The 596-nt window shown below is 46.0% G+C and carries 1 protein-coding gene; it reads right to left on the reverse strand.

Annotated features, from left to right (window positions below; genetic code table 11):
* Positions 1-151: alpha-hydroxy-acid oxidizing protein (locus R7P74_RS27855; RefSeq protein WP_336624123.1), on the reverse strand; the 151-nt coding region annotated here is incomplete at its 3' end.
* Positions 152-596 lie beyond the last annotated feature (445 nt).

Genomic DNA, 596 nt, shown 5'->3' on the forward strand with positions numbered 1-596 from the left:
CGCGCTGGCGTAGTGCAACATCGCCTAAATCGTCAGTATTACGCTTCAGCGTGCGTTCGTCGTAAGAGCCGCCATCAATATAATGGAATAGAAACGGAGGTAGCTTGGCTTTCGCGGCAGCGCGGTAATCGGTAGAAGCTGAGATAATCATAATGGTGTCCTAGCGGTTATTCTAAGCAAAGTTGTGGAGCATTTGCTCTTAAGTGAGCTTTCATCGCACAAAGCGCTAAAAGCATCAAAATGAGTATAGTTACCTTTGCATCACTTACTTTTGAATCTGCGATTTAGGTAACCCACTTACATAATTGGTTGAACAATCTTGATTTAATCGCTCAGTCAGTTATGCAAACTGGAAAGGTGACACAGCTGTCGGGGGAATTGATGTAGCAAGCTAAATCAACATGTCGGGGTAGTAGTGCTGACAGCTGTGTCAAATCGGGCAGGGCAGTGAGCCCTGCATTCGTATTACTTCATCAAGACGTCGGTGAGTTGGAATCCGTAAATCAGAACCAAACCGATGATGCCCGTCATTACTAGGTAGTAGAACGTTGGGATGATCGTCTTACGCAAGGTTGCGCCTTCACGACCTAGTAGAC

Source organism: Vibrio sp. 2033 (genome assembly GCF_033339735.1).